A 20,026-nucleotide genomic window follows, 5' to 3' on the forward strand; every position below is an offset into this window, starting at 1 on the left:
ATATCTTATTCCTTTTAGAGATAAACAGTTGTCATGAATAATGATTTACTTATGCAAAAAACAGCTAAGCAACGAAAATTTTGCTTAGCTTGTACTATTTTTCATCATTTTTTAAAGAAAATGATTATTTTGATGACTTTAGTGGATTAATTAAAAGTATAAGAAGAAAAGTTAATGGCGTTGCAAAGATCCACCAACTGACAAAACCAATTGAAAATTTATATTGTTGAATAAGAATAAATGCACACAAACCAAATAATATAAATGCGGCTATTTTGAAGTGCCGGTAATACTTTTGAGCTAACGATTTGAAATGACCTGTTGATTTCGGCGATCGATATTTTTCGCTCGCCATAAATAACAAGTACATACCTAATAAAATTAAGATGAACGCTATAAGAATCATGAGCTCACCTCAGTATTTAGTTTATTCAGCTTTTTTTGAATTTTTGCGACAGCTTTATGCTGGATAGGTTGAATTTTGCAAAATATAAAAATGGCTAAAGCTGTAAATAGCCACAAAAATACATCTACACGTGCAAAGATCCAATAATCACTGATGTTTTGCACATAATCATGTTTAAGTAAATAAATTAGATTTAAGATTGGAAGTGCAATACATAGCATAATAAAAACGCTAAGTTGAGTTCGCCACAAATGCTGTTTTTTAGTGATTAATGCAATGATTAAGCTGATTAGCCAAACGAAGAAAAAACTATAAATTTCATAATTGATTGTGCTTGAAGTGATTGTAAACAATCGATTGGCGCTTAAATAGGCGACAGTTGCACAAGGTAAGCCAACAAACGCTGCAACATTTAAACGGTCAACTAAATAGTGTCCGAAATGAAACTGACTATTTTTATTTTGAATTTGGCGTTTAAGACTCCAAAGTAACAAACCAGAGGCAATCATTACACAGCCAAGAATGCCAGAGAAAAAGAATCCTAAGCGAAGTAAAGGCTGGGCAAATGTTGCCATATGCAGGCCATATACACCCGCATTTAACGTTGCAATAGGACTATTATTACGTGTGTCTTCTAAGACTTTGCCAGTTGAAGCATTTAATGTGATTTGAGGCTGATTTCGAGTAATAGTGCGGTCTTCTTTTTGAATAAATGTAATTTGAGCTTGGTTCGTATTTGGATTTTTTACACTCATTGTTGATAAAGGTTGTTTGCCCCAACTTTGTTGAACCTGGCTCAGCAGCTTCTCAATAGCTAAGTTTTGAGCAGGTTGAATCAATTGATTCTCAAGCACAGTCTTTGTGCGGATTTCGGTAAAATATTGATAAGGGTTTTCAGGGTAAAGCTTTTGCATTCCCCAAGGCAGATATAAATAAAAGAAAATAGCTAAGCCTGTAAATGTAATGGTTAAAAAGAAGGGCAGTGCAACGACCGAAGAAATATTGTGAAAGTCTAACCACGAACGCTGAGACTTAAATGTACGCAAAGTAAAAAAGTCAGTGAATATTTTTTTATGAGTAATAATGCCTGAAACCAAAGCAATCAACATAATAAATGCGGCAAGACATACGACTAATCGCCCAACTATTATTGGAATTCCAAAAAGTTGGTAATGGAAGCGGTAAAAAAAATCGCCGCCTAAGGTCGCCGAAAGTTGAAGCTCTTTTCCCGTGTTAGCATCAAGTGTGGCATTGCCATAACTACCGTCAGCTTTTTCCCAATACATGGTGTTGACCGGACTTTCTGGTGTTGCAACAGTTAAATACCAAGATTTGGCGTCTGGAGCTTTTTCTTGTAAATATTGATAGGCTGTTTTAATAGCAATATCTTGCTTTACTTCATATTGCGCAAGCGCCGGTTGCATCCATAAATTAATTTCATGGCGGTAGTAGGACAAACTACCCATTAAGAAAATGGCAAACACAAGCCATCCAAAAATTAAGCCAGTCCATGAGTGTAGCCATGCCATAGATTGACGTATACCTTTATGCATAACCTACCGTCCGTGTCACAATAAAGAAAAGGGCTAATAGCGCGATTGATAGAATGGTCAGTCGCAATAATGATTGAATGCAGAACCCAACAATCACAAAGGCTACGTAAAATAAAATCGCTATAAATGCTGAGAGATAGATAGCCTCAGCTTTGTCCAGATTCAAAAGGAAAATTCCAGTGAGTCCAAGACTTAAATACTTCATACAGGCAAAACCCATACCGAAAACTAGCAAGAATCGATAGAAAATTTTTATACGATATGACACTGGGAGATTTACAGTTTTGGACATCTTTACTGGCACATACACAAAGAATAATAAGTAAAGCCAATCCCTAAATTGGGATTGGCTACGATATTAATATTTAAACTTTACAGCAACTGTATAGTTGGCTGGAGCGCCATAGTAACCTTGGCCACCAGATAAACCTGTCAAATATTTTTCATTTGTCAGGTTGTTACCATTTACTTGGAACAGTACATGTTCGTTTAAATCATAACTGGCCATAACGTTAAGCAATGCATATGCATCCTGTTTTACAGTTGAGTAAGAGGTGTCATATATATCATCTTGCCACTTAATGCTTGCACCAACTTTTAACTTTGGAATCTGTGGAACAGTATAAGATGCCAAAACGTTAAGCGTTTGAGTTGGGATATTAGGTCTACCTCTTTCACCTGTTTCCATATTTTTTAGACTAAATGTTGAAAAACCAAAAACCAAATCTAAGTTATCCGTTAATTTTCCAGTTAATCCAACCTCAACACCTTGCGATCTAATCGTTCCGATTGGAGATGAGTATTTGTTATAAAGCGGATCCCATAATGGGTTTAGTGCAAAATTATCTTCATCTGTTCTAAAGATTGCGATATTTCCTGTTAAAGCTCCATCTAGCCACGCGCTTTTTACACCTAATTCATAACTTTCACCCTCTACTGGTACAGCTGTTTGTTTAGTAGAAAGATCGATAACAGTTTGTGGTCTAAAAATAGAGGTGTAACTCATATAACCTGTGTATTCGGGAGTAAAGTTATATGTAATACCTGCATATGGAGAAACTTTATTCTTTTTATATTCTAAAGTGTCGATTTCGGTGTAGTTGGCACCTAAGATAAATTTCAGATCCTCACCTAAATGAAGACGAGTCGCACCGTAAACGGACTTCATGGTTCTTTCTTCTGGGTCAGCATAGGTAAAGTCTCCCCAAGTCGGTTCATCAGGTGTCCAGCTTGGTAAGTCAGTGGTAATAACACCTAAACTACTGCCATACGAATAAACACTTTGAGCACTATATTTTGACCAGTTATAACCAATATTTGCTTCGTGTTGCTGCCCTAATAAATTAAAAGTACCTTGAATATCTGCATTCGCAGTCGTTTCTTTAAATTTCTGATTATAAATCTCTGGTAATAGTGAAATACCAGATGTATTGTCAGTAGCAGAAGGAAATCCATTGAGATAAAGCATTTTATCTTTAACATCTGATTTCTTAAGGTTATAGCCTAATCTTAACTTCCAGTCTCCCCATAATTTTTGTTCAATATTGGCAAAATAATTATCTATTTCCCAATCGTAGTATGTCCATGACGGTGCATAATTATAGTTACGAGAATAACTTAATGGTTCACCTTTGGAGTTAACCAAGGGTAGAGCACCCCATTGAGAACCATTAGCATATTGACGAGTTTTCGAATATCCTGCTGAAACATTTGTGGTGTCTGTAACGTCAGCTTCTAGAATTCCTTGAAATCCATTTTTTTCTTCTGAATAGCGGTCTAGATAAGAATCTCCTACTTTCTCATAACCTACAAGACGCCCTCGTACTCGTCCATCTTGTGTAAGAGAACCAGAGATATCCGCTTCATAACGTTGTGTATCCCATGAACCATAGCTCACCCCAGCATTTGCTTGAAATTCTTTAGTGGGACGTTTACGAATATAATTAATTGTAGCGCCAGGATCACCTAGAGCATTTGTCAGGGCATCAGCACCTTTGACAATTTCAACACGATCATAGAAATAACTATCTGCATCACTATTGTTATAGTTATAGCTATCAACTTGAGGGATACCGATTCCATCAACCAGAATATTTGAAATATCAAAACCACGGGCAGTATAAGTTGTGCGGTTTGTTTCCAATCCGGTTACAGTTACACCAGGTGTATTACTTAAAATATCTCGGGTACTAGTAAGACCAAAATCTTCTATTTGCTGACGAGTAACGACGTTAATGGTTTGAGGAGTTTCTTTAGCCTCAATATTAAGCTTGGTTGCGCTACTCGAGTTCTTAACATTATATGCTTTGGTTTGTTCAGAAGGCTGCTCAGCATTTGATGCTTTAACTTGAATTGTCTGTAAAGCTTGTACCTGCGCATCTTGGGCATAGGTGAGGTTTGCATAACAAATCGCGCAGGCGATTACGGTAAGCTTAAATGGTCGAGGTGGGATATTCATAAGATTAAAGATAATGTAAATAATTCTCATTTATTTTATTGTTTGTAAATGTAGGCTACAATTCAAATTACATTGTTAATTTAGATTAAAAGGTGGTTAGTGAGTGTAATTTTAGATAGCTTGTGCTGTGGCCGCTCTTGGTAAGTACATATAGATCAAGTTCAAGATTGATAAACCTCTATGCTAGAATGCATTATTTCAAATTATTGGGTAAATGACCTTGGCAAACCGAAAACTTAAAATAGGCATTGTAGTTGGGGAAGTTTCTGGAGATACGCTTGGTGTGAAACTTATGCGTAGTTTTCGAGAACAAGGAATCGATGCCGAATTTGAGGGAATCGGTGGTCCTCAAATGATTGCTGAAGGTTTTAATAGTTATTACCCAATGGAAACTCTGTCTGTGATGGGGATTGTTGAGGTATTAAAAGACTTAAAAAAATTATTCGCCGTGCGGGATGGTTTAATTAACCAATGGACTCAACATCCGGTTGATATTTTTATTGGTATTGATGCACCAGACTTTAACCTCAGACTTTCTAAAAGTATTAAAGAAAAGAATCTTCCAATAAAAACAGTTCAATATGTCAGTCCATCTGTTTGGGCGTGGCGCCAAGGGCGTGTTCATGGCATTAAGCAGAGCATAGATTTAGTACTTTGCTTATTTCCTTTTGAAAAAGTTTTCTATGAACGATATGAAGTTCCGGCAGCATTTGTAGGCCATCCATTAGCTAAACAATTGCCACTTGAAAATCCAAATCAAATTGCTAAACAGCAATTAGGTCTTAATGAAAATCAGAAGCATATTGCTTTGTTACCAGGTAGTCGAAAAGGTGAAGTAGAGCGACTCCTTCCTATGCTGTTGGGTGCTGCTAATATTTTGCATACCAAATATCCTGACATTCAATTTTTAATTCCCGCAATTAACGATGCACGAAAACAACAGATTGAGCAGGGTGTTGAACAATTAGCGCCTCAATTAAAAGCAAAAATTCATATTTTAGAAAATACAGATAGTGAATCGAAAATTGGTCGTATGGTCATGAACGCGAGTGACGTTATTGCTTTAGCATCAGGAACGGCGACATTAGAAGCCATGCTGATGCATCGACCAATGGTCACATTCTATAAATTGCATTGGTTAACTTATTTAATTGCTAAATTCTTGGTGAAAATTCCTTATTATTCTTTGCCTAATATTATTGCGGGTAAAAAAGTAATTGAAGAGCTAATTCAAGCTGATGCCACACCTGAAAATTTAGCAGCTGAAATAGAAAAACTAATGAATGTTGAGACAGCTCAAATTCAAGTGATGCAACATTTAACCATGCATAAACAACTTATTTCTGGAAATACAGAAGATCCAGTTCAAGCAATCCTAAAAGTACTTGAAAAGTAAAAAAAAGCCCCATTTTTAGGGGCTTTTTAAATCTACTCAGGCACGTACAATCAGCTCGTAACCAGTATATTTACGAATATTGATAACACCAATATCAAAAATTAAATATTGCCCTTTAATACCTTGTAATACACCGCGAATTTTTGGTGTTTTATCTAGATTTAGAGACTTAATTTTTTCAGGATATTGTTCAACCGGATAAACAAACTCACGTGGCAATTCATTTTCTAGTAGTTCAACAGTTTCATTAAATTCAAGGTTTTGACTAAATTCTTCACGAATAGTTTGAATTTTAGGGGCGAACTCTTCGATTAATTGATCACGTTGTTCAACCATATTTAAAGGTTCAGCTTCACCCTTGAGGAGTTTTCGCCAATCTGTTTTATCAGCAATTAAAGAACCAAACATGGTTTCAAGCTGACCAGATAAACGGCGTGATCCAACTTTTAAAATAGGTAAGGCTTGGGTTGCACCTTGATCTAACCAACGACCTGGCATATGGCTAACACGAGTAATCCCCACTTTTAAAGCACTAGAATTTGCCAAATATACAATATGAGGTTGGAAACAAACACTATGGGCAAAGTCATCTTCACGACATGTACCTAAATGATAGTGACATGTTTCAGGTTTCATAATACACAAGTCACATTCCGCTTTAGTTTTAAAACATTTAAAGCAGTGACCTTGAGAATAAGATTTCGGTGTTTTAGCGCCACAAGAGGTGCAATAAATATTACCTGTCCATTCGATTTCTAGTTCTTGTCCTAAATTAAAAGGAAGATCAATTTCTGAACGGTCTAATACAAATTTGTATTCAACATTTGCCTTGGTTGTCTGTTGATCAGTTACACTAGCATCTTTTAGGCCTGCATGCATTTTATGGCAAATGCCTTGTAGTTCCATAAAGTTTAAACTCACATCTTTCAATTAAGGGTTGCAGTTATGGCTGAACAAAATGTCATCACTTCTATGCTAGACGATTTATCAAATGAACAGCCTATTCATACTGCACTTTGTATTGGCCAGAAAATTGACCAGAATAACGCAATTCAATGGCACTATTTTACCGTAACTGAGCTTTTAAGTCTGCCTTTTACTCAGCGTTATGACTTGGGTTTTGTATTGTTTGATAGTGATGAAATGCAGAACATCAGCGATGTGCAAAAATCACAATTATTAGTAAAGCTAAGAGATTTATTAGCAAAACGCATTGTTGTCGTGAGCAAACGCAGTGATGAGCAATTATTACGTTCTTTAGGTTTTACTCAACTTATTGATAAAACTTCACATGATAGTGATTTTGCTTTATGGCAATTTAATATTTTGACTTATAAACATGTTCCAGACTGGTTTAATTCAAAGTTCTGGGCGAACCCGGAAAACTGGAATAAATTCCGCTGGTAAAAGAGCCCTAAATCTCTTTCAAAATTTAACAATTTGGCTTTTGCTGTCTTATCAAGAATCCGCGTATGCTCATGTATAAACCATACATAAGAGTTACACATGACTAATTTAAGCAACATTGTAGAAGTTTTGGCTAAGCAGGCTTTAGGTGGGAATCAGCAAGCATCAAGTCAAGGCGGTTTAGGTGGAATTTTAGGTTCAGTACTAGGACAAATGGGGGGCAATACTTCTTCTGGCGCTCAAGGTGGCCTTGGAGGAGTATTAGGTTCTGTACTAGGGCAAGTGACTGGCAATAACAATACACCTCAAGCAGGTGGCGGCGTACAAAGTTTATTAATTGCAGTTGTGCCTCTAATTTTAGGTTGGGTACAGCAACAAGGTGGTTTACAAGCTGCATTAGAAAAGTTAAAAGGGGCTGGTTTAGGAAGTCAGGTTCAAAGTTGGGTTGATCCAAATCAAAGTAATAGCGAAGTTCCGACCCAACAGTTACAGAGTCTATTTAACCCAGCTGACATTGAACAAGTTGCCGAGCAAGCTCAAGCGCCCAAAGAACAAGTTTATGGTGCAATCGCATCGGTCTTACCTCAGGTCATTGACTCTTTAACACCTCAAGGTGACAGTACCGATCATCAAGAAGCAAACCAAGATATTCAAAATGTCATGAATCTTGTAAGTGGTTTTTTAAAATAAGATATAAATCTTAAAAAAGCCGATAACTTTTATATCGGCTTTTTTGTTGGCACAATAAAATAAAAGGGCATAAGCCCTTTTATTTTAGATCTGAATCAAACATAACTGATTAGAAGTTATATTCGATACCAGTACCTACAACAGTTTGTTTGTCGTCTTCTTTAATCCAGTCGCGTTTTTGTTGAGCAACGATACCGTAGAAGCGAGCTTGTTTGTTGATTTGGTAATCAAGACCTAAACCGTACAAGTCGATTTTACGATCTGATTGACCACTTACTTGTGTTTCAGCTGAAGCATATTCTGCTTTCACTTTAAGTTTAGTATTAGGAATTTTATAAGCAGCTGTTACTGCATATGCTTCTTCTTCTAAACCACGGTAAGCTTTACCAGCTTTATCGATTGAACCATCTGATTTATATGATTGGCCATATGCAGTCAAGTCATCAGTAGGTTCAGCGTGTTGCCATAAAGCACCTACTACAAAACCAGATTTTGCAATGTCATAAGAACCAGTTACACGGTAAGCATCTGTATAGACATCTTTTAGACCGTAAGCTGCATATTTACCTTTAATACCAAAGTCACCAGCAGCAGCAATTGCTAAACCGATATCTTTGTTTTCGTAACCAAGCGAAGTTGAGACAGAGTCAAAGCTATCATTTTTGCTGTCTTTACCAGTTTCACCTTGTTTGCTATCAGAGGTGCTTTCACCAGTTTGAGCCATAATATTGAATGTTAAACCAGCTAACAATTTAGGGTCTAATTCAAAACCAATCACGTTGTCTAAACGGTTTTCACCGTACATGATATTAGTAATATCTAAACGTGTATCGTCATTAAAGATGTCTTGGTTACCACCAGCAGCTGTTTTGAAGTAAGAATCATACTTACCTACTTTTAATGTACCAACACCTTCAGTTTTTAAACCGATAAAACGGTTACGAGCACTAAGGTCAGTATCAGAACCTGAACCATCAGTAGAAATTGCCCATTCAGCTAAATAAACAGCTGATAACTTGTCAGTTAATTTCTCTTCGCCTTTTACCCCAATACGAGAAGAGTTTGAGTTAACTTCGGTAACGTCACTTTTACCATCGAAATTTTTATTATCAACTTGGTTAATAGAAACATTTAGTTTGCCATACAAAGTTGGCGCTGCTTGCACCGCGTTTATGCTCAAAGTTGCAACTGCGGCAGCGAGTAGCAATTTCTTCATTGAGATTTCTCCAAAAGGTATTTAAAAATGGCGTATGCCTAGCTAACTATTTATTTTGTAGTTGACTTATGTACAAAAAGTTACAAAAGCTCACCAACTTGCTAAGCAGTATCGGCAAATTTTGTGACAGAGAAGTGAAGAATAAATGACAGTTTTATGACGTTTAAAATTTAGAAATAAATTAGTTGTTTTCATTTTTTTATAGTTTTTAGACGAAAAAAAGCGGAGCCTAAACTCCGCTTTAACCATCTAAAAATCAAAGAGCTGCTTTAATTTTTTCAGCTAATTCTTTAATTTTTTCTTGATCCCCTAACTCAACAGCATGGCGTCCAAGATGATGCACATTTGTTGGAATTAGGTGAAAATGAACATGTGGAACAGTTTGGCCTGCTGCTGCTCCAGAAAGTTGCATCAATACAATACCTTCCAAATTGAGCGCTTTTTCCATTGCTTTAGCAATCTTCTGAACAATTTGTATAGTATAGGCTGCTGCTTCAGCAGGTAAGTCCAGCAGTGTTACAGCAGGTATTTTTGGAATAACTAATGTATGACCATCGGCTTGAGGCATAATATCCATAAAAGCTAGAACTTGATCATCTTCATAGACTTTTATCGCTGGAAGTTCTCCACGTAAAATTTTTGCGAAGATATTTTGATCATCATATGCCATGTATTATTCCTTTAAAATTATTTACATTTCAATTCTTTTTGACGTTCTTTAATAGCGTCAAGACGTTGTTGCTCTTTGTCAGAAAACTTTGGTTTTGTCGTATGACAGTTTTCATTACCATATTTTTCTTTAGCATCAGGATCTTTAAAACAAAAGCCTTTTGACGCATAAATCAAATTGTAATCATCTTGCAATTTTTGACATTCTTGCTCAGGTGTTGCAGCTTGTACGCCAAAACTAGCAATGCTCACCATGCCAGTAAAAACTGCAACCATAAATTTATTCATGAGCTTTTCCTCAGTTAAAGGTATGAACCTGTACTCAATATAAGGTTTCTTACCAATATTTCAATGACTATTAATTACTCAAGTGTCATTTTGGTTTGAATTTTGGGCAAAAAATGAATAAAATCTTTATATATCAATGTTTTAAAAATAAACAATAAAAACAAAAACTTAACTAAATTTTTATATATCTTTCGATAATTTAACTACGATCTAACACCTTGTAATTGCTCGTAATGAATGTAACAGAGGTCTTGCATCTGTTAAATAAAAAATTAAAAATGGCGTAGAAAAGCCATATTCACGACTCATCTTTTACTGAAAAGACAGTTTTAGTTTGAATTTTGGTCAATGGAAAAGAAAGATATTAATGACATGATCAAAAAATAAAGCGTGATAGTTATCACGTTTTGTATTTTAGGATTTGGTAGAATTCACTAGGCCCATTTATTTTAGACGGAAATGGGCTTCTTTTATTAAAACAAAGATAAAATTTTCTCGACTTTTATTTTAGCTTACAATTCAACTGAAAGATGTATTGATTTTACATATTTAAAGTCTTATTATATGGCCCATAATTGCTGCGTTTGATAGTTTTTTGTTTTTATAGCCTATTTCTCCAAATGAAATAGGCTTTTTTTATTAAAGTTATTTCAAATCATGAAAAATAAACGGTTTATAATGATAATTATCATACACGATATTGTATTTTTGTGATCAAATAGATGGATCACTTTCACAATTGCTCTAGTCGTTACTTTATAGCATCAGACCCTTACATATAGTAATAGTATATCCATCATACTTCCTTAAAGGATCTAGTCATTCGTTAAGACTAAATATTAAAGGAATAGGTGATGCCACAATTTTTACTAATTGCTGAAAGAGTTTATAAAAAATTTGAAGAGCAAAAGCTTTTCTCAGAGGATATGATCGAGCATTTGAATAGCTTAGTTAGTATTATTCGACTAGAGATAAAAGACACTTCATATAAACTAAAATATAATTTTATTGATTTTGAAGAATGTTTAAATAAGCCTGCAAAGGAATGTACAGTTAAACTCGATATCAGCTTAATGCCAACTTATAAGAATAAAAGTGAGTACATTATGTGGTTGGCAAGTTTTATCGAAAAAATTACTCTAGGTGGTAGGGAAAAGTTTCCACCGCTTACAAATAGTTTACTACCGAGCTGTATAGTGACGAATCCTTATGTAACAAAACTGGAGCAGGCCAAGGCCTCTTCTGAAAAAAGTGCACAGATGATTGTAAATTACTTTAAATCATCCGATTATAAAAAAGTTAATAAAGTGCCTTCATAATGAAAATAATAATTTTCTATTAAAACAATAATATTATTGGTAAATGTACTGTTATACGAGGGTTTATTCCACCCAAGCGAATAAAAGCAATAGATTGAATCATGACCTTATTCTTAAATTTGCGTTGATCGTTCGGTGAGCCATTTTGCTAGTTGTGGCCAGAACTCTAATGCACTTGCCTGACTCGACATGAGGCCTAAATGTCCGCCAGGGATGAGAGTAAACGTAACATCTTGGCTACTGGTTAACTGGCTTAATGGTTGAGCTGCATCAGCGGTAACCAGTTGATCACTACGACCCGCGCCCACTAAGAGAGAGCAGTCGATATTTTTTAATTCAATTTTTTTATCTTTTAACTCAATAAAGCCGCGCTTCAATGGATTTTGTAGCCAAACATTGAACAACATGTCCTGATTAATTCCCCCCGGGTAATCAATCATATTATTTAAAAAGCTACTTAGTGTGGCATGTTCTTGTACGAACTGAAGATCATTAAGATTTTTAAGTAATTGAATATGACCATCGAGCCAGCCTTTAGGGTCGAGAATTTTGAAACCTAAAGAATTTAAAATTCCTGGGCTATGAATCAAACGTTTTGGTAGTCCAGAGTAAATACGTTCTTGAATTTTTTTATTGCGACCAATCGCGTTGTTTATGGCTCGGTAGAGTTTTCCAATATAACCAGAAGCATAACTGTCTATTGGACTACCAAGAACAATAAGATTTTTAACATAATTTGGATGATTATGCGCTGTATATAAAGTGACGAATATCCCTGCCATACTCCATCCGTGAAGCGAGATTTGTTCACTTCTGGAGTGTGTTCTGACAAGTTGTATGGCTTTAGGAATGAAATCTTCAATAAATGATAAAAAGTTAAGATGTCTGTCCTTAAACTTTAAACGGCCCCAATCTACCAAATAGACATCAAAACCAGCATTTTGGAAGTATTTAATAAGAGAACGATAAGGGTATAAATCATATATCGCCATATTAATAGCGAGTGGTGCAACAAATACCAAAGGTTCTTTAAATTGTTTTTGGTTAGCGGCGTAATAACGAATACGGGTTTGATTGAATTCACCAATCACTTCAAACGGAGTGCTTTGTGACAATACTAATGTTTGAGGGCGAAATAGTCGGGTAGAGAGGTGCTTGATTTGACTTTGTTCAGAGACAAGGGACTTTAAGCGTTTCATCTTGCTTTTACCAACTATTTACTAAAGTTGAATAAAGTCTAAGCGATAATTTTAAGGTTTACCTTGACCTTAAATACCCTAGACACTCAAAATGATGATAGTTTTTTAGTACATGACCAGTAAAGGCGAACATTTAATGAACCAGTCTGATGATTTAGAATACCAACTTGATACTTTAGCCATTCGTACCGGACATACTCGTAGTTTTGAAGGCGAACATGGCGAACCGATTTTTTTGACTTCATCATTTGTATATGAAAATGCGGCTGAAGCTGCAGCAAAATTTTCTGGTCAGGTTCAAGGAAATATCTATTCTCGGTTTACTAATCCGACTGTATCGATGTTCGAAAAACGTTTAGCAGCTTTAGATGGTGCTGAACGTGCCGTGGCTACAAGCTCTGGAATGGGCGCGATTTTGTCAGTTGCTATGGCATACCTAAAAGCGGGTGATCATGTTATTTGCTCAAGAGCAGTTTTTGGTTCAGTTGTTGCTTTGTTTGAAAAATATATTGCCAAGTTTGGTGTAGACATTACATTTGTTGATTTATGTGATTTAGACGAATGGAAAAATGCTGTACGTCCTGAAACCAAACTTTTCTTTGTTGAGTCACCGTCTAACCCTCTAGCTGAGATTGCAGATATACAAGCACTAGCAGATATCGCCCATGCGAATGGCGCATTACTTGCGGTTGATAACAGTTTCTGTACACCTGTTTTGCAGCAACCACTCAAGTTTGGTGCGGATCTTGTGATTTACTCTGCGACTAAATACCTAGATGGGCAAGGCCGTGCATTAGGCGGTGCTGTTGTTGGCAATCATCAGTTGTTAGAAGAAGTTTTTGGTGTTGTTCGTACGCTTGGACCATCAATGAGCCCATTTAATGCATGGGTTTTCTTAAAAGGTCTAGAAACTTTACGTTTACGTATGAAAGCACACTGTGAGAGTGCTCAAATTCTTGCAGAATGGTTATCTACTCATGAAAAGGTAGAGAAGGTTTACTACGCTGGTTTACCAGCTCATGACGGTCATGAACTTGCTGCTAAACAGCAAAATGGCTTTGGCGGTATTGTATCGTTCGTTGTTAAAGGCGAGCGTGAAGGTGCGTGGAAGGTTATTGATAATACTAAGTTTATCTCGATTACAGGTAATCTAGGTGATGTGAAATCGACGATTACCCATCCAGCAACCACAACTCATGGCAAACTTTCTGTTGAAGCAAAAGAAGCAGCTGGTATTCAAGAAGGTCTAATTCGTGTTTCTGTGGGTCTAGAAGATATTAATGATATTATTGGCGATATCTCGCGTGGGTTAGATTTAATCTAATTAAGTTATGTTTGTTATGGAAAAGCCACATAGATTTTAATGTGGCTTTTTTGTTACTTATAAACAACAATAGCAATAAAAAGTCTACGTTTTGTTATAAATCAGTCTAAAATTTCAACGTATAAAAGTTCTAAATTTAATAAAAATAACAAAGAGAGTCTTTAGTCATGCTTAAACCAATAATTATTTTAGTTGCAATAGGGGCAATTGGTCTGGTTGGATATAGAGTATTTGCCCAAAAAGATGAACCAACACAGATCAGTGAAACTGTATTATTAATTAATGATGCAAACAAATCTGTTCAAGATGCTGATCTTTCAATAGAAAAAGCCAATACTTCTTTCAAAAATGTTCCCTTAAGTGAATATAAAACAAACAATAAAAGTCTACAGGCTGCACAGTAACTTTTCTAAATTTTACTTTTTTCAATTCAACAAAAGTTTTTTATATAAAAGCTTTATAGTGGATTGACCATAGAAAATAGTTTCATAGATACCAATAGAAAACATTGATTTATTGTGTCAGAATTACGGATTAATTTTGATTTAAACGTACTAACCTCAATGATCTTGATGATCTATAGGGGAATAGAAAGAGTTTAAGTTTTGCAGTGTTATGTGACTATCAATAATACTTGAAATATTTGATAGAGATACGGAGTTAGGTTTATGAATATCAATATGCTTATGCAGCAAGCGCAGCGCATGCAAAAAGATATGGAATCAAATATAAAAAAGGCTAAAGAAGAGCTTGCTCAAACTGAAGTACACGCTGAAGCGGGCGGTGGTTTAGTTAAAGTTACAATGACTGGCCGTTATATCGTAAAACGTATCGAAATTAATCCAGAATTACTTCAAGATGAACCAGACATGATTGAAGACTTAATTGCTGCTGCTGTAAATGATGCTGTGCGTCAAGCAGAAGTGATTTCTGAAGAAAAAATGCAAAAAGCAAATTCTGGTATGGGTTTACCACCTGGCTTAGCGGGCATGTTCTAAGGAAATTCAGTGTTTAGCGATAGATTTGAACAACTCGTTCAAGCTTTACGTATATTGCCAAGCGTTGGTCCGAAGTCGGCTCAACGTATGGCTTTACATCTTTTGATGAAAAACCGAGAAGGGGCATTTGCATTAGCGCATGCTTTACATGAGGCTTCAAGTTATATACATGAATGTAGTGTGTGCCATTCTCTGACTGAACATGAAATTTGTGATATTTGCGCCTCAACTGACAGAGATGATCAGTTATTGTGTGTGGTTGAATCACCAGCGGATGTGATGGCGATTGAGCAAAGCGGTAGCTTTCGTGGAAAATACCATGTTTTAGGTGGCCATCTTTCTCCATTAGATGGTATTGGTCCGGAAGAAATTGGTATTCCTTATCTCATTCAGCGTCTAAGCCAAGGTACTATTGAAGAAGTCATTTTGGCAACCAATGCGACTGTAGAAGGACAAGCGACAGCCCATTATTTGGTAGAGGCGACTAAACATTTACCAATACAAATGACGCGTATTGCTCAAGGTGTACCTCAGGGTGGTGAACTCGAATACGTAGATAGCCATACTTTAAGTCAGGCAGTGCATAACCGCATGAGAATGAAATAAGCATTCCGATGCTTATTTCATTAATGAATGCGCTATTAATTTGATTAAATTTATTAATTGAATTCAGTTATTAAACATAAATATTATTCTGTCTTTTATTATTAAAGATAGTTTAAACAAGATATGAATATAAGCATGAAAAAGATCTTATAAATTTTAAATAAAGAACATTTGGAGATAAATTTAAAAAGTACAAATAAAAGATCAAAAAATTATCTATTTTCGAAAAATTGTTCAAAAATAGAGTATTCATAAAGGTTTAAGTGGCATTTTTCTGCTTCTATGTTATATATACCAGAGTTTAAAGCACTCTTTGCAATACTTGAGAAAGCATGTTTCAGTTTATCCAACAGCAAACCGAATTGGTTGATGTTCTTCAAAAAATGGATCAATGTTCAATATATGGACTTGATACAGAATTTATTAAGGTTGACACACTCTGGCCTAAACTTGGAGTATGCCAAGTCAATGTAAATGGTGATGTCTATCTGTTGGATGGTGTTTCATTAGATCTAAGTCAGTTTTGGAAAAAGATTTTTCTCGCGCAGCAAAATATTTTTCATGCATGTGGAGAAGATATTGATTTAATCTATCATTATGCTGATCAAGAAGATTTGCTTAATGTGTTTGATACTCAAGTGGGGCTTTCTTTTTTAGGTCATGGCCTGCAAGTGAGTTATCAAGGTGCTTTAAAACTTTGTCTTGATATTGATATTGAAAAAGATCAAACCAGATCTGATTGGTTAGCTAGACCTTTATCGCCTCAACAACTTTGTTATGCTGCTAACGATGTTTTGTATCTAATGAAGTTAGCTCATCATATTCAAGAGCAGCTTAAGCAGAAAGGGCTTTATAATTATGTTCTTGAGGACTGTAGTAGTCTAACTAAAGAAATCATTAGAGAAACCCCTAACGAATTACTATATACCGATGTGGGAAATTATCGTCACTCACGTCGTCAGCTAATGCAGCTACAAAATTTAAGCGAATGGCGTGAATACATTGTGAAAGCAACGAATCAGCCACGTAGTTTTATTCTTAGAAACTCAACTATGATTGATATGGTTGAAAAGAACCCACGCAATAGCTTTCAACTGTCGCAAGTGAAAGATATTCGTCCAAATGTGGTTCGCGAGTACGGCAAAACGATTTTAGAACTTCTTAAAGATTTGCCAGTCGAAAGCAAATGGCCATCAAAGATTGCAAAACCATTTAAGGTTACGTCTAAAGAAACTTTAAATAAAATGGATATGGTACTTGCTCATGCAATAAATGAGACCTCCATTCCTAAAGAAGTGCTGTTGAGAAAAAAATGGTTAAACGCCATTCATCAACATGTTCTATGTCAAGGGGATGAACAGGATTTACCGGACTATCTGTTAGGATGGCGTTATGAGTTATTAACGCAACCATTAATCCACTTGTTTCAAGAAGAAAAACAAAGTTTATCTATTTAAAATGCAATAAATAATTAGAAATTTAAAGGCTCATCATATGATGAGCCTTTTTAACTAAAGCATAATCATTATGTTAAATTTTTAATTAATTATTATTTAAAATGAGCTAATTATAATATCTAAGTATACAAAAAATAGATTTTTCTGTAGTTTATCTAAATAATTATTTAGCCTGATAAAATTCATAAAATAATGTAATAAAGGAAATATAATTTGAAATTTCAATAATGAATTAAATTAACTTATATAATGAGAAAAATTCAATTGATTAAACATACAGGTCTGTATATTCTTGGATTTAAGAAAAACAATTTCAATTTATATAATATATAACTATAAGTTTGTTTCGGTGCAGAAATGAAAAGCCTACCCAATTGGGTAGGCTTTTTTATTTTTAATGATATAGCCTAGTTAAAGTAACTTAATTTTATGAAATTTAAAAATGAGTATTAAAATCTACAGATATTATCTAAATGAATTAGCAAGTTTAGAAACAACTTCTTCCGCTTTTCGAAAAGCATTTTCCAATGATTCTATATGCCTATGATCTCCAAACTCTTGATACTCAGAAGCAATTTCATAAATTTTTTCTACGCCTAAATATTTGCTCAGTGTACGAATGTGGGGTACAAGATGACTCATATCATGCCGAATCCCATCTTTCTCAAACCCAAATTCACCACTGGAAGTGATAATAATTAAAATTTTTCCAGTTAAAAGAGGTTGTAAGGGAAAGTCTCCACGAGCTAGGTCAAAATCAAAGGTTTTATTGATACGAATAATTTGATCAAACCATGCTTTCAGTTGAGCAGGCATGCCGTAATTGTACATAGGTGAAGAAATTACAAGAATATCTGAGCTCGAAACTTCTGCTATTAATTGATCTGATATAGATAAAACATCACGTTGAGCTTCGGTCCTTTTATTGTCAGGTGTGAATACAGCATCAATCCAGTCTTGATTAATAAAGGGTGGTGGATTCATTCCTACGTCACGATAGATATACTCATCTATAGGCAATTGTTGTTTCCAAGAGTTGATCAAACGACTGGCAATATTTTTTGAAATAGAATTATGATTTGGATTAGCGTTAATCGCAGCTCTGACACTAGCATCTATATGTAATATTTTACTCATCATTAATTCCAAAAAGGTTAGGATTTAATTTATTTTGAGTTTTAAAACATAAGTAGACAAACGAGAAAATTACGATTATAGATGATTTTAGTTCATCTATAATTGTAAATGGGGAGGAGACATGCAAGTTTCTTTGCAAGCACTTAAAGCATTTGAATCAGCCGCTCGATTGGGTAGTTTTAAGTTGGCTGCTGAAGAACTCTCGCTTACACCGACTGCAATTTCACATCATGTTGCGAATCTAGAAAGCAGATTAAATGTTGATTTATTTCATCGACAGGTAAGGAAAATAACCCTTACAACGACAGGGCAAAGACTTGCTGGAGCAATTTCTGAAGGATTTCGTAAAATTAAAGATGCACTAGATGAAATAACAGTAAATGGAAACATAGTAAGAGTTGCTAGTACTTCTTCACTAGCTGCAATGCTGCTAATTCCTTCAATAAATGAATTTTATCAATTGTACCCCGATATCTCTGTTGAGTTTTCTACAGGTGAAACTTTAGATAATCACTTATATACATTACCTATTCGTTATGGTGACGTATCTTTTGTCCCGTCTCAAGATATCGTTAAATATGAGTCTTTTAATGTATTTGGTTCATCCAAACTTGATCTGCTTAAATGCTCTAGTGAACCAATAACTTTATTTACGACAGAATGGAAAAATAAGACGTTACCAAGCCCACCACTAGAGGCTTGGCTTGAGAAAAATGAATGGAACCCAAAGAAGGTGATAATTAAGAAATTTGATCAGGAAATTTTTGGGATACATGAGGCTTTATCTGCCAAAGGATTAGTATTTTGTTCTACTACACTTTCCCAAAGGTTTGTTAAGGCGAATCTTTTACAGGAGTTTAAAACTAAAGCTGTTCAATCAAAGTTGTGTTACTACATTCCAAATAAGGAAGATCTTAAAAATAGAAATGCCAGAAAATTTATCGAATGGGTAGAAAGTTTATTCAATCAATAAACCTATATCTCTGATTGGTTTTAACTACACAACACTAAAACTTATATAGCCTTTTTATGATATAAAATTAGATAAATTAATAATTAGAGAGATAAATATGCTTAACAACTTTAATGCTGAACAAGCTCGTCAAAATGCTAAAAACTTTAAAATAAATCAAGACGTCATATTGGAAAAAATTTTAACTGGTACTGAGTCTGAATCTAAGGAGGGGAAACGAAAAGCAACTTTCTGGTTTCCTGTGGATGCTATAAGTCCTGATCATCTTACACTGGTTGAAGAGGAACTTAGAAGCAGAGGTTTTAATGTCTCAACTGATATTGAGCACTCCGGTACTACGATTACAATTGAAATAAGCTTCTAATGAATGATTGTTTTAACTAAACCACTCTTAAAAAAGAGTGGTTTTTTACTGTATGTTTTTCCATGATTTAAATGAAGTTAAATATAAATTTATTTACAATTAAATTTATATTAATCAGGATTTTATTTGACAGGTTCTATCTTGTTCTGTAGCTTTACTTTTTAAGTGGAATATGGATATGAACTTCCAAACAATACTTTTATCTTTCAAAAATCAATCTACTGGTACAGATGCATTTAAAGACTTAAAAAATGCATGTGAGCAGTCTCTTAAAGAATCTCAAGATACAAAAGAAAAAGCAGCAGTTTACCTAATCTACGGTTTCGCACGTAGTTATGTAATCTTATATGAAGATGAAGCTGTAACGACCGAATTTGCCCATACTTCTAAAACCCAACTCATCGCTTATATGGAAAGTCTTAATGAGGCTCTATTAAGTCAAGATGATAGCGCTATTTTGAGTGCCTTAAACCAAGTAAGCGATGACTATATAAAAAGCACTCGCGTCTTTTAGAAAAAAATTAACACGTCTTTAAATAAAAAATACTTCTTTAGTTTGGGTAAAG

At 34.9% G+C, this 20,026-nt stretch carries 23 protein-coding genes; 13 read left to right on the forward strand and 10 right to left on the reverse strand.

The genetic code is table 11. The annotated features are described in order from the left end of the window. Nucleotides 1-33 precede the first annotated feature (33 nt). A complete protein-coding gene (locus tag J663_RS18960; protein WP_081404726.1) occupies nucleotides 34-150 on the forward strand; it encodes a hypothetical protein in 117 nt (38 codons plus the stop codon). Here the strand turns inward: J663_RS18960 and J663_RS12130 are convergent. The 4 genes from J663_RS12130 to J663_RS12145 form a co-directional block, all read right to left on the reverse strand. Then, nucleotides 125-406, reverse strand: a complete 282-nt coding sequence (locus J663_RS12130) for a hypothetical protein (protein ID WP_033849947.1) — start codon at nucleotides 404-406, stop codon at nucleotides 125-127. The two genes, J663_RS18960 and J663_RS12130, sit on opposite strands and share 26 nt — an antisense overlap. Next, the gene (locus tag J663_RS12135; protein ID WP_033849948.1) at nucleotides 403-1,959 is read right to left on the reverse strand and encodes a PepSY-associated TM helix domain-containing protein; all 1,557 of its coding nucleotides are present in this window, start codon (nucleotides 1,957-1,959) and stop codon (nucleotides 403-405) included. Before J663_RS12135 ends, J663_RS12130 begins: the two co-directional genes overlap by 4 nt. Then, nucleotides 1,952-2,251: a hypothetical protein gene (locus tag J663_RS19590; protein WP_033849950.1), complete on the reverse strand. Its 300-nt coding sequence runs from the start codon at nucleotides 2,249-2,251 to the stop codon at nucleotides 1,952-1,954. The genes J663_RS12135 and J663_RS19590 overlap by 8 nt, the downstream gene beginning before the upstream one ends. A 66-nt stretch (nucleotides 2,252-2,317) precedes the next feature. Further along, the gene (locus J663_RS12145; RefSeq protein ID WP_033849952.1) at nucleotides 2,318-4,417 is read right to left on the reverse strand and encodes a TonB-dependent siderophore receptor; all 2,100 of its coding nucleotides are present in this window, start codon (nucleotides 4,415-4,417) and stop codon (nucleotides 2,318-2,320) included. 220 nt (nucleotides 4,418-4,637) lie between these two features. Here J663_RS12145 and lpxB point away from each other — a divergent pair, with 220 nt between their 5' ends. Next, complete coding sequence (gene lpxB / locus J663_RS12150; protein ID WP_033850163.1) at nucleotides 4,638-5,813, forward strand: lipid-A-disaccharide synthase; 1,176 nt, start codon at nucleotides 4,638-4,640, stop codon at nucleotides 5,811-5,813. A gap of 36 nt (nucleotides 5,814-5,849) precedes the next feature. On the opposite strand, the gene J663_RS12155 is transcribed toward lpxB, so the two are convergent. Continuing rightward, on the reverse strand, nucleotides 5,850-6,719 hold the full coding sequence (locus tag J663_RS12155; protein WP_002049907.1) for a DUF2797 domain-containing protein: 870 nt from the start codon (nucleotides 6,717-6,719) through the stop codon (nucleotides 5,850-5,852). Between the two features lie 39 nt (nucleotides 6,720-6,758). Here J663_RS12155 and J663_RS12160 point away from each other — a divergent pair, with 39 nt between their 5' ends. After that, on the forward strand, nucleotides 6,759-7,220 hold the full coding sequence (locus J663_RS12160) for a DUF6231 family protein (RefSeq protein ID WP_017386883.1): 462 nt from the start codon (nucleotides 6,759-6,761) through the stop codon (nucleotides 7,218-7,220). Nucleotides 7,221-7,319: 99 nt separating this feature from the next. Further along, nucleotides 7,320-7,910, forward strand: coding sequence for a YidB family protein (locus tag J663_RS12165; RefSeq protein ID WP_033849954.1), 591 nt, complete (start codon nucleotides 7,320-7,322; stop codon nucleotides 7,908-7,910). A 109-nt stretch (nucleotides 7,911-8,019) separates the two neighbouring features. Here J663_RS12165 and J663_RS12170 read toward each other — a convergent pair whose 3' ends face one another. From J663_RS12170 to J663_RS12180, 3 genes are all read right to left on the reverse strand, one after another. After that, a complete protein-coding gene (locus J663_RS12170) occupies nucleotides 8,020-9,126 on the reverse strand; it encodes a porin (protein ID WP_033849955.1) in 1,107 nt (368 codons plus the stop codon). 256 nt (nucleotides 9,127-9,382) lie between these two features. Beyond that, nucleotides 9,383-9,796, reverse strand: a complete 414-nt coding sequence (locus J663_RS12175) for an HIT family protein (RefSeq protein ID WP_033849957.1) — start codon at nucleotides 9,794-9,796, stop codon at nucleotides 9,383-9,385. A 17-nt stretch (nucleotides 9,797-9,813) separates the two neighbouring features. After that, nucleotides 9,814-10,083, reverse strand: a complete 270-nt coding sequence (locus tag J663_RS12180; protein WP_014206654.1) for a YARHG domain-containing protein — start codon at nucleotides 10,081-10,083, stop codon at nucleotides 9,814-9,816. Nucleotides 10,084-10,937: 854 nt separating this feature from the next. On the opposite strand from J663_RS12180, the gene J663_RS12185 reads away from it, so the two are divergent. Further along, the gene (locus tag J663_RS12185) at nucleotides 10,938-11,402 is read left to right on the forward strand and encodes a hypothetical protein (protein ID WP_033849959.1); all 465 of its coding nucleotides are present in this window, start codon (nucleotides 10,938-10,940) and stop codon (nucleotides 11,400-11,402) included. A 113-nt stretch (nucleotides 11,403-11,515) separates the two neighbouring features. On the opposite strand, the gene J663_RS12190 is transcribed toward J663_RS12185, so the two are convergent. Beyond that, the gene (locus tag J663_RS12190) at nucleotides 11,516-12,601 is read right to left on the reverse strand and encodes an alpha/beta fold hydrolase (RefSeq protein ID WP_033849960.1); all 1,086 of its coding nucleotides are present in this window, start codon (nucleotides 12,599-12,601) and stop codon (nucleotides 11,516-11,518) included. A 136-nt stretch (nucleotides 12,602-12,737) separates the two neighbouring features. Between J663_RS12190 and J663_RS12195 the strand changes: the two genes are divergently transcribed. From J663_RS12195 to J663_RS12215, 5 genes are all read left to right on the forward strand, one after another. Then, on the forward strand, nucleotides 12,738-13,925 hold the full coding sequence (locus J663_RS12195; RefSeq protein ID WP_033849962.1) for an O-succinylhomoserine sulfhydrylase: 1,188 nt from the start codon (nucleotides 12,738-12,740) through the stop codon (nucleotides 13,923-13,925). Between the two features lie 167 nt (nucleotides 13,926-14,092). Further along, the gene (locus J663_RS12200) at nucleotides 14,093-14,329 is read left to right on the forward strand and encodes a hypothetical protein (protein WP_032057492.1); all 237 of its coding nucleotides are present in this window, start codon (nucleotides 14,093-14,095) and stop codon (nucleotides 14,327-14,329) included. Nucleotides 14,330-14,593: 264 nt separating this feature from the next. Next, entirely contained in the window at nucleotides 14,594-14,923 is a 330-nt protein-coding gene (locus tag J663_RS12205; RefSeq protein WP_002113538.1) for a YbaB/EbfC family nucleoid-associated protein, read from the forward strand. A gap of 9 nt (nucleotides 14,924-14,932) precedes the next feature. Beyond that, nucleotides 14,933-15,529 (forward strand): recombination mediator RecR, encoded by a 597-nt coding sequence (gene recR, locus J663_RS12210; RefSeq protein ID WP_002113756.1) that lies wholly within the window; start codon nucleotides 14,933-14,935, stop codon nucleotides 15,527-15,529. 332 nt (nucleotides 15,530-15,861) lie between these two features. Next, nucleotides 15,862-16,986, forward strand: coding sequence for a ribonuclease D (locus J663_RS12215; RefSeq protein WP_033849966.1), 1,125 nt, complete (start codon nucleotides 15,862-15,864; stop codon nucleotides 16,984-16,986). A gap of 465 nt (nucleotides 16,987-17,451) precedes the next feature. Here J663_RS12215 and J663_RS12220 read toward each other — a convergent pair whose 3' ends face one another. After that, a complete protein-coding gene (locus tag J663_RS12220; protein WP_081404728.1) occupies nucleotides 17,452-18,126 on the reverse strand; it encodes an FMN-dependent NADH-azoreductase in 675 nt (224 codons plus the stop codon). A 118-nt stretch (nucleotides 18,127-18,244) separates the two neighbouring features. Between J663_RS12220 and J663_RS12225 the strand changes: the two genes are divergently transcribed. From J663_RS12225 to J663_RS12235, 3 genes are all read left to right on the forward strand, one after another. Continuing rightward, the gene (locus J663_RS12225) at nucleotides 18,245-19,096 is read left to right on the forward strand and encodes a LysR family transcriptional regulator (RefSeq protein ID WP_033849969.1); all 852 of its coding nucleotides are present in this window, start codon (nucleotides 18,245-18,247) and stop codon (nucleotides 19,094-19,096) included. Between the two features lie 97 nt (nucleotides 19,097-19,193). Next, nucleotides 19,194-19,460, forward strand: a complete 267-nt coding sequence (locus tag J663_RS12230; protein ID WP_014206661.1) for a hypothetical protein — start codon at nucleotides 19,194-19,196, stop codon at nucleotides 19,458-19,460. Between the two features lie 178 nt (nucleotides 19,461-19,638). Next, on the forward strand, nucleotides 19,639-19,974 hold the full coding sequence (locus J663_RS12235; protein WP_005076147.1) for a hypothetical protein: 336 nt from the start codon (nucleotides 19,639-19,641) through the stop codon (nucleotides 19,972-19,974). Nucleotides 19,975-20,026: the final 52 nt, after the last annotated feature.

The sequence above is a fragment of the Acinetobacter sp. 826659 genome (assembly GCF_000588515.1).
Lineage (GTDB): Bacteria > Pseudomonadota > Gammaproteobacteria > Pseudomonadales > Moraxellaceae > Acinetobacter > Acinetobacter pittii.

Bases quoted from the DNA above. Each gene is read 5' to 3' on its own strand.
- J663_RS12180 (WP_014206654.1), bottom strand. From the start codon at position 10,083: ATGAATAAATTTATGGTTGCAGTTTTTACTGGCATGGTGAGCATTGCT.
- J663_RS12175 (WP_033849957.1), bottom strand. From the start codon at position 9,796: ATGGCATATGATGATCAAAATATCTTCGCAAAAATTTTACGTGGAGAA.
- J663_RS12205 (WP_002113538.1), top strand. From the start codon at position 14,594: ATGAATATCAATATGCTTATGCAGCAAGCGCAGCGCATGCAAAAAGAT.
- J663_RS12160 (WP_017386883.1), top strand. From the start codon at position 6,759: ATGGCTGAACAAAATGTCATCACTTCTATGCTAGACGATTTATCAAAT.
- J663_RS12130 (WP_033849947.1), bottom strand. From the start codon at position 406: ATGATTCTTATAGCGTTCATCTTAATTTTATTAGGTATGTACTTGTTA.
- J663_RS12235 (WP_005076147.1), top strand. From the start codon at position 19,639: ATGAACTTCCAAACAATACTTTTATCTTTCAAAAATCAATCTACTGGT.
- J663_RS18960 (WP_081404726.1), top strand. From the start codon at position 34: ATGAATAATGATTTACTTATGCAAAAAACAGCTAAGCAACGAAAATTT.
- J663_RS12165 (WP_033849954.1), top strand. From the start codon at position 7,320: ATGACTAATTTAAGCAACATTGTAGAAGTTTTGGCTAAGCAGGCTTTA.
- J663_RS12200 (WP_032057492.1), top strand. From the start codon at position 14,093: ATGCTTAAACCAATAATTATTTTAGTTGCAATAGGGGCAATTGGTCTG.
- J663_RS12145 (WP_033849952.1), bottom strand. From the start codon at position 4,417: ATGAATATCCCACCTCGACCATTTAAGCTTACCGTAATCGCCTGCGCG.
- J663_RS12230 (WP_014206661.1), top strand. From the start codon at position 19,194: ATGCTTAACAACTTTAATGCTGAACAAGCTCGTCAAAATGCTAAAAAC.
- J663_RS12225 (WP_033849969.1), top strand. From the start codon at position 18,245: ATGCAAGTTTCTTTGCAAGCACTTAAAGCATTTGAATCAGCCGCTCGA.
- J663_RS12185 (WP_033849959.1), top strand. From the start codon at position 10,938: ATGCCACAATTTTTACTAATTGCTGAAAGAGTTTATAAAAAATTTGAA.
- J663_RS12215 (WP_033849966.1), top strand. From the start codon at position 15,862: ATGTTTCAGTTTATCCAACAGCAAACCGAATTGGTTGATGTTCTTCAA.
- J663_RS12155 (WP_002049907.1), bottom strand. From the start codon at position 6,719: ATGGAACTACAAGGCATTTGCCATAAAATGCATGCAGGCCTAAAAGAT.
- J663_RS12190 (WP_033849960.1), bottom strand. From the start codon at position 12,601: ATGAAACGCTTAAAGTCCCTTGTCTCTGAACAAAGTCAAATCAAGCAC.
- J663_RS19590 (WP_033849950.1), bottom strand. From the start codon at position 2,251: ATGTCCAAAACTGTAAATCTCCCAGTGTCATATCGTATAAAAATTTTC.
- J663_RS12170 (WP_033849955.1), bottom strand. From the start codon at position 9,126: ATGAAGAAATTGCTACTCGCTGCCGCAGTTGCAACTTTGAGCATAAAC.
- J663_RS12195 (WP_033849962.1), top strand. From the start codon at position 12,738: ATGAACCAGTCTGATGATTTAGAATACCAACTTGATACTTTAGCCATT.
- J663_RS12135 (WP_033849948.1), bottom strand. From the start codon at position 1,959: ATGCATAAAGGTATACGTCAATCTATGGCATGGCTACACTCATGGACT.
- J663_RS12220 (WP_081404728.1), bottom strand. From the start codon at position 18,126: ATGATGAGTAAAATATTACATATAGATGCTAGTGTCAGAGCTGCGATT.